This is a genomic window from Mycobacterium sp. (genome assembly GCF_035603715.1).
Classification (GTDB): Bacteria; Actinomycetota; Actinomycetes; order Mycobacteriales; family Mycobacteriaceae; genus Mycobacterium.
In genome coordinates, this window is the sequence record NZ_DATNJW010000621.1 from 1 (window position 1) to 5,767 (window position 5,767).

Below are 5,767 nucleotides of genomic sequence, written 5' to 3' on the forward strand. Positions count from 1 at the left end.
GTTGTTCAACGCCAAGGGCTATCCCGAAACCAGCATGGCCGAGATCGCTTCGGCCGTCGGTATTCCGGTATCGGGGATCTACCGTTACTTCCCCGGCAAGTGCGACATCCTCGCGACCGGGTTGTGTCGTGCGGCCGATCGGGTTTCGGGCCGGCTGTCGGCGATCTTGAGCGGGCTGACCGAGCCGGGTCACATGCTCATCTTGCTGATCGAGGCGTACGTGGCAACCTCGTTCGCCAACCCGGATCTGGTCGCGATCTACTACACCGAGCGGGTGAACCTGACCCGGGTGGACCAGGAGCTGCTCCGCAGTGTGCAGCGCACGACGATCGATGCCTGGATGCGCCTACTGGCGGCCGCACGTCCCGAACTCACCAAGACGCAGGCGCGTATTCTGGTCCACGCGGCGATGGCGCTGGTGGTCGATGTGGGTCGGCTGGCGCACTACGAGGACTCCGACGACAACTCTGCCTATCCGCAGGCATGTGTGCGAAAACTGATGGAGGCTACGGTTTTTGGGACTGGCGGATAGCATTTCCGCCCAGGTAGGCGAGGTATCCGATCAAGCCGACGGCGCCCAGGCTGCGGGTCTGCCGGCTGGCGAAAGTCAGGCCCAGCACGGTTTCGATGCTGCCGTTGGTGTAAATGTGTTGGCGAGTTTTACGTGGGAACGCCGCCTTCGTGACCGGCTCGAACAACCCCGGGCTGGTGAAGTGGGCCAGGCCGGCACCGGCCAAGGCCAGGCCCGAAAAGCGGGCAACGCGATTACTTTTGCGAGACATGAAGCTCCTTAGGCGATTGCGTAGTCGCTCAGCGGGAAATTCGACGCTTCTTCGATTGCTGTCGAGGTGGCCATCGGACGCAACAGCGATGGTTCACCGCTGGGATTGAAATAGTACGAACGTGATGTCGCGCAGTTACCGAGCGTCCACAGCGAGTCGCCCAGCAGTTCGGTCATCCGGTCGAGGTAGCGCGCGTTGGCCTCTTCCGTCACTTCGAATGTGTCCGCGCCCCGGTGCTTGAGCTCGGTGAAAAGGCGCTCCATCAACCGCATCTGGTATTCCATGGTGTTGAAGAAGTTCAGTCCCAAGAAAGCAAACGGGCTGGCCAAGCTGAGGTAGTTCGGGAAGTAAGGCATCGAGACGCCCTGATAAGCCTGGAATCGCGTGTCGCGCCACCACTTTCCGAGGTTGCGGCCATCGCGGCCGATCACCTCGATGGCCGGGAAGTTGGCCTCCCACAGGTCGAATCCGGTGGCCAGCACCAGCGTGTCGATGTGGGTCTTCGAGCCGTCGGCGTTGACGATCCCGTCGATCTCGACGCGTTCGATTCCGTCGGCCTGCAGGTGGACATGCGGTTTGGCGAAGCTGCGGAAATAGGTGTTGGAGAACGTCGGCCGCTTACACCCGATGTCGTAGTCGGGGGTGAGCTTGCGGCGCAGTTCTTTGTCGCGAATCGCCAGGAACTGGTTGATCTTGCATAGATCCATCGCCGAGATGTTGAGCCGGCGAAACAGTGGAACCCGGTATCGCACCACACCGACGGTGATCATCAACTCGTAGATGGTGTCGGTGATCGTCCGGATCATGCGCTGCGTCCACGGTAAACGGGCGAAGAGCCGTTTGGCTCGATCCGAGAACTGCAGGTCGATCTTCGGTGCCACCCAGATCGGGGTCCGCTGATACACAGTGAGATCGGCGGCCTTCTCCGCGAGTTTCGGAATCAGCTGCACTGCCGTCGCGCCGGTCCCGATGATCCCGATCCGTCTGCCCGTCGGATCGAAGTCGTCTTCCCACTCGGTGGTGTGGATGACCTTGCCCTCGAACGTCGCGATCCCCGGAATGTCGGGTGCTTTCGGCTGAGACAGAAACCCGGTAGCGGTGATCAGGTAGCGCGCGGACAGCACGTCGCCACCGGACAGCGCGACCTGCCAGCGACGGGCCTCCTCGTCCCAGCGGGCGCTCTCCACGACGGTGTTGAACCGCATGTGTCGTCGAACGTCGTACTTGTCGGCCACCCCCGCGGCGTACTGCTTGATCTCCGGTCCCGGGGTGAATAACCGGGACCAGTTCGGGTTCGGCTCGAAGAAGTAGGAGTAAGTCGTGGTGGGGACGTCGACGGCCAGGCCCGGATAGTGGTTGACGTGCCAGGTTCCGCCGAGGTCGTCCTCCCGGTCGAGGATGACAAAGTCGTCGATATCCATGCGTTTGAGCTGGATTGCCGCGCCGATACCGCCGAAGCCAGCCCCGACGATCACGGCCTCGAAGTGCTCCGAACTCATGGCACGACAATATACGCAGTACCACTGGTACCGGCAATCGACCGGGCCCTAGCCGGGCTCGTTTTTCCTCCTCGGCTTCTTGCCGGATGCGTTGTTGTCCGCGAGCAACGCCGCGTTGTCGTCTTCGAGGTCAAGAATGCGGCCGATGCCGGCGAGGTTGACGCCGGCGGCGACCAAATGGCTGATTCGTCGGAGACGGGCCAGGTCGTCGGCGCTGTAGCGGCGGGTGCCGCCATCACTACGAATCGGGGTGAGCAGGCCATGGCTCTCGTAGAGCCGCAACGACTGCACGGGAACACCGGAAAGTTCGGCAGCGACCGAAATTCCGTACACACCATGGCTCGCGGCAGGTTGGTCCTGAGGGTCAGGTCGATCGTTCGTCACTGTCATCCCTTGGCTACGACTACAGGAAATCTTTTTAGCACACTTGCGACTTAATTGTCTGGGTGCTATATAAAATCTGTGTCAAGTGGCACAGATTACGGGTGACACACATAGAAGATTGGAGAGGCAGGGGTGACCACCATGCTGATGCGTACCGACCCGTTCCGCGAGCTGGACCGTTTCACCCAGCAGGCGCTGGGCACTGCCGCCCGTCCGGCGGTCATGCCGATGGACGCGTGGCGTGAAGGCGATGCGTTCCTCGTCGAGTTCGACCTACCTGGGATCGACCAAGACTCGCTGGACCTCGACATCGAGCGCAACGTCGTGACTGTTCGTGCCGAACGTCCGGCCGTCGATCCGAATCGCGAGATGCTCGCCACCGAGCGGCCGCGCGGAATCTTCAGCCGGCAGCTGGTTCTCGGTGAGAATCTCGACACCGACCGCATCGAAGCCTCCTATCAGGAGGGCGTGCTGCGGCTCCGTATCCCGGTGGCAGAGAGAGCCAAGCCACGAAAGATCACGATCGGTCGTGGTGACGCGCACCGGACGCTCGACGACAAAACCACCAAGCACGAGGTGATCAACGCTTGACCCCGCAGTGGGCGGCAGCAGGGCCGCGTGGCCTGCGCGCCCGGCTGCCGCCCATTGCAATTCGCCCGAAATAGGAGGTTGTGGTGTCCGTCGATCCACCAGGCGTGTTCGCGTCGTTAGCTGAGATCGCGCGAGAAGCCTCAACGCCGAAAGAGATGTACGCCGCGATATGTGTCGCGGCAACACTGACAGTTCCCGGATGCGACCATGCCAGCCTGATGATCTGCCGGGACGGCGAGTGCAGCACCGTCGCCGTGAGCGACTCAGTCGCGCGCCAGATCGACAAGCTGGAACTGGCGCTGGGCAGTGGCCCATGCCTCGATGCTGTCCAAGAGTGCACCGCTCAAATTCAGGCCGACCTGACCGCGGACAGTCGGTGGCCGTCGTTGGCGAACCGGGTGCTCGCTGAGACACCGGTGCGCGGCGCGCTGAGCGTTCGGCTGCCGGTGGACCGGGCCCGGGTCGGCGCACTCAACCTCTTTTCCGACACAGCCAATGCCTTCGACGAGCGATCAGTCGAGTGTGCGCTCGTGTTGGGCGCGTTCGCCACGGTTGCGACGAATGCTGTGGCGCAAGGCGAAGACGTCGCCTCGCTGCGCCGCGGGCTGGCGAGCAGTCGCGCGATCGGCAAAGCCATCGGCATGCTGATGGTATTGAACGACGTGTCGGACGACGACGCCTTTGGCATGCTGCGCCGAACATCGCAAGAGACCAACGTCAAGCTCGCCGAGGTCGCGGCCGACATTGTGCGAGGCGCAGCCGCCGCACGGCCTGAGGACTTATTCGCGGCCGAGCACACGTAGCGCTGCGGCCACCGCCAGGCCGGGCACGTCGAGCGTCTTGGAGCCCAGATCGTGCCGGGCACCGGCGATCTCGACGATCTGCGTCGGCGCGGAAATCAACGCCGCGGCGTCACGCACCTCATCCGGAGTGCCGAACGGATCCGACGTGCCGTGGGTGAACACTGTCGGCACCGCGATGTCGGGCAGATGTTCGGTGCGGGCCCGTTCCGGCTTGCCCGGTGGATGCACCGGATAGGAGAACAACGTCAGCACGTCGACGCCCGCTTCTTTCGCGGCCACCACCATCGACGTCATCCGACCACCATAGGAGTGGCCGCCGGCGATCAGCGGACCGTCGGACAGACCGCCGCAGACGGTGATGGCCTCGACAATGCCGGCGCGATCGGTCGCCGCCGAACCCGACGGCGGACCCTTGGGTCGTCTGCGCCGGTAGGGCAGGTTGTAGCGGACGGCAAGCCAGCCGCGTCGGGCCCACTCGTCGCAAAGTCTTTGCAGCAGCGGTGATTCTCTGTTGCCACCGGCTCCGTGCGTCAGCACCACCACGCCGGCCGGTGCCCCGTCCGGTTCGTGGGCGACGCCCGCGATCTGTTCGAGGTCGATCACGAGTGCAGCCTAAACAATGGAGACACCGGCCCGTGGCCGTGTCCGAGCGGATAGGAGGTCCGCAGACATTCGGTCACCCATCCTTTGGCGAACGAGACCGCGTCGAGTACCGGGTAACCATGCGCCAGGGCGCAGGCCGTCGCGGCGGCTAATGTGTCGCCCGCGCCGTGGTCGTTAGTGGTGTCGACCCGCGGTGTATCGAACTCGTGAAAGCCGTTGCCGTCGAACAATAAATCAGTGCTGCTGGCCGACCCTTGCAGGTGTCCACCCTTGACCATTACCCATTTCGGCCCCAGTGCATGCAGGGCGCGGGCCGCATCGGCCTGAGTCTTCGGGTCCACGACGTCGATACCGACCAACAGTCTGACCTCGTGCAGATTGGGTGTCACCAATGTCGCCAGCGGAAACAGTTCGGCACGAAGAGAATCCAGCGCAGTGTCGTCGAGCAGAGGATCGCCGTGCATCGATGCGGACACCGGGTCGACGACCAGTGGCACGCCGGCACCGTGCTTGCGCCAACTCCGCGCGACCGCGTCGATGATCTCGGCCGATGCGAGCATCCCGGTCTTGGCGGCCTGCAGTCCGATATCGTCGCATACCGCCGCGATTTGGGCGGTGACAAAGTCAGGCGGGGTTTTGTGAAAGTCCGTTACGCCCAATGAGTTCTGCACCGTCACCGCAGTGACCGCGCAGAGCGTGTGCACGCCCAACAGCGTGCAGGTGCGGATGTCGGCCTGAACACCCGCGCCCCCACCGGAGTCCGATCCGGCGATCGTCAGCACCCGCAGTGGCGTCGTACCAGACGGCGCCAGCGGAAGGTAACTCACTGGGCGAGCGGCAGATACACCCGGTTGCCGTGCTCGGCGAACTCGACCGACTTCTCCGCCATGGCCGCTTCGATGGCTTCTTCGGTGTCGAGTCCGTGCTTGGCCGCGTACTCCCGGACGTCCTGGGTGATTCGCATCGAGCAGAACTTCGGCCCGCACATCGAGCAGAAGTGGGCGGTCTTGGCCGGCTCGGCCGGCAGCGTCTCGTCGTGATACTCCCGCGCGGTGTCGGGATCCAGCGACAGGGCGAACTGGTCGTGCCAGCGGAACTCGAAGCG

9 protein-coding genes are annotated in these 5,767 nt (G+C 63.7%); 3 read left to right on the forward strand and 6 right to left on the reverse strand.

All coding sequences use genetic code 11. From position 1 onward, the window contains the following. On the forward strand, positions 1 to 532 hold a 532-nt coding region (locus tag VN856_RS25320; RefSeq protein ID WP_325694449.1), incomplete at its 5' end, for a TetR/AcrR family transcriptional regulator. Here VN856_RS25320 and VN856_RS25325 read toward each other — a convergent pair. Genes VN856_RS25325 through VN856_RS25335 form a run of 3 tightly spaced genes read right to left on the reverse strand, consistent with a single transcriptional unit; the run spans position 507 to position 2,665 of the window. Then, positions 507 to 782: a hypothetical protein gene (locus tag VN856_RS25325; protein ID WP_325694451.1), complete on the reverse strand. Its 276-nt coding sequence runs from the start codon at positions 780 to 782 to the stop codon at positions 507 to 509. The genes VN856_RS25320 and VN856_RS25325 overlap by 26 nt on opposite strands. Positions 783 to 790: 8 nt before the next feature. After that, entirely contained in the window at positions 791 to 2,281 is a 1,491-nt protein-coding gene (locus VN856_RS25330; RefSeq protein ID WP_325694453.1) for an NAD(P)/FAD-dependent oxidoreductase, read from the reverse strand. Between the two features lie 48 nt (positions 2,282 to 2,329). Further along, positions 2,330 to 2,665, reverse strand: a complete 336-nt coding sequence (locus tag VN856_RS25335) for a helix-turn-helix transcriptional regulator (protein WP_325694455.1) — start codon at positions 2,663 to 2,665, stop codon at positions 2,330 to 2,332. Positions 2,666 to 2,806: 141 nt separating this feature from the next. Between VN856_RS25335 and VN856_RS25340 the strand changes: the two genes are divergently transcribed. Together VN856_RS25340 and VN856_RS25345 are read left to right on the forward strand one after the other, a co-directional pair. Then, positions 2,807 to 3,256, forward strand: coding sequence for an Hsp20/alpha crystallin family protein (locus VN856_RS25340; RefSeq protein WP_325694463.1), 450 nt, complete (start codon positions 2,807 to 2,809; stop codon positions 3,254 to 3,256). Positions 3,257 to 3,339: 83 nt separating this feature from the next. Then, complete coding sequence (locus VN856_RS25345; protein ID WP_325694457.1) at positions 3,340 to 4,059, forward strand: GAF and ANTAR domain-containing protein; 720 nt, start codon at positions 3,340 to 3,342, stop codon at positions 4,057 to 4,059. Here VN856_RS25345 and VN856_RS25350 read toward each other — a convergent pair. From VN856_RS25350 to VN856_RS25360, 3 genes are all read right to left on the reverse strand, one after another. Further along, positions 4,036 to 4,659, reverse strand: coding sequence for an alpha/beta family hydrolase (locus tag VN856_RS25350; protein ID WP_325694464.1), 624 nt, complete (start codon positions 4,657 to 4,659; stop codon positions 4,036 to 4,038). The two genes, VN856_RS25345 and VN856_RS25350, sit on opposite strands and share 24 nt — an antisense overlap. Next, positions 4,659 to 5,489 (reverse strand): bifunctional hydroxymethylpyrimidine kinase/phosphomethylpyrimidine kinase, encoded by an 831-nt coding sequence (gene thiD, locus VN856_RS25355; protein ID WP_325694459.1) that lies wholly within the window; start codon positions 5,487 to 5,489, stop codon positions 4,659 to 4,661. Before thiD ends, VN856_RS25350 begins: the two co-directional genes overlap by 1 nt. Beyond that, positions 5,486 to 5,767 (reverse strand): phosphomethylpyrimidine synthase ThiC (locus VN856_RS25360; RefSeq protein WP_325694461.1); only part of this gene is annotated, 282 nt, incomplete at its 5' end. The genes thiD and VN856_RS25360, both read right to left, overlap by 4 nt.

Coding starts and splice junctions, on each gene's coding strand:
- VN856_RS25325 (WP_325694451.1), bottom strand. CDS start 782: ATGTCTCGCAAAAGTAATCGCGTTGCCCGCTTTTCGGGCCTGGCCTTG.
- VN856_RS25330 (WP_325694453.1), bottom strand. CDS start 2,281: ATGAGTTCGGAGCACTTCGAGGCCGTGATCGTCGGGGCTGGCTTCGGC.
- VN856_RS25340 (WP_325694463.1), top strand. CDS start 2,807: ATGCTGATGCGTACCGACCCGTTCCGCGAGCTGGACCGTTTCACCCAG.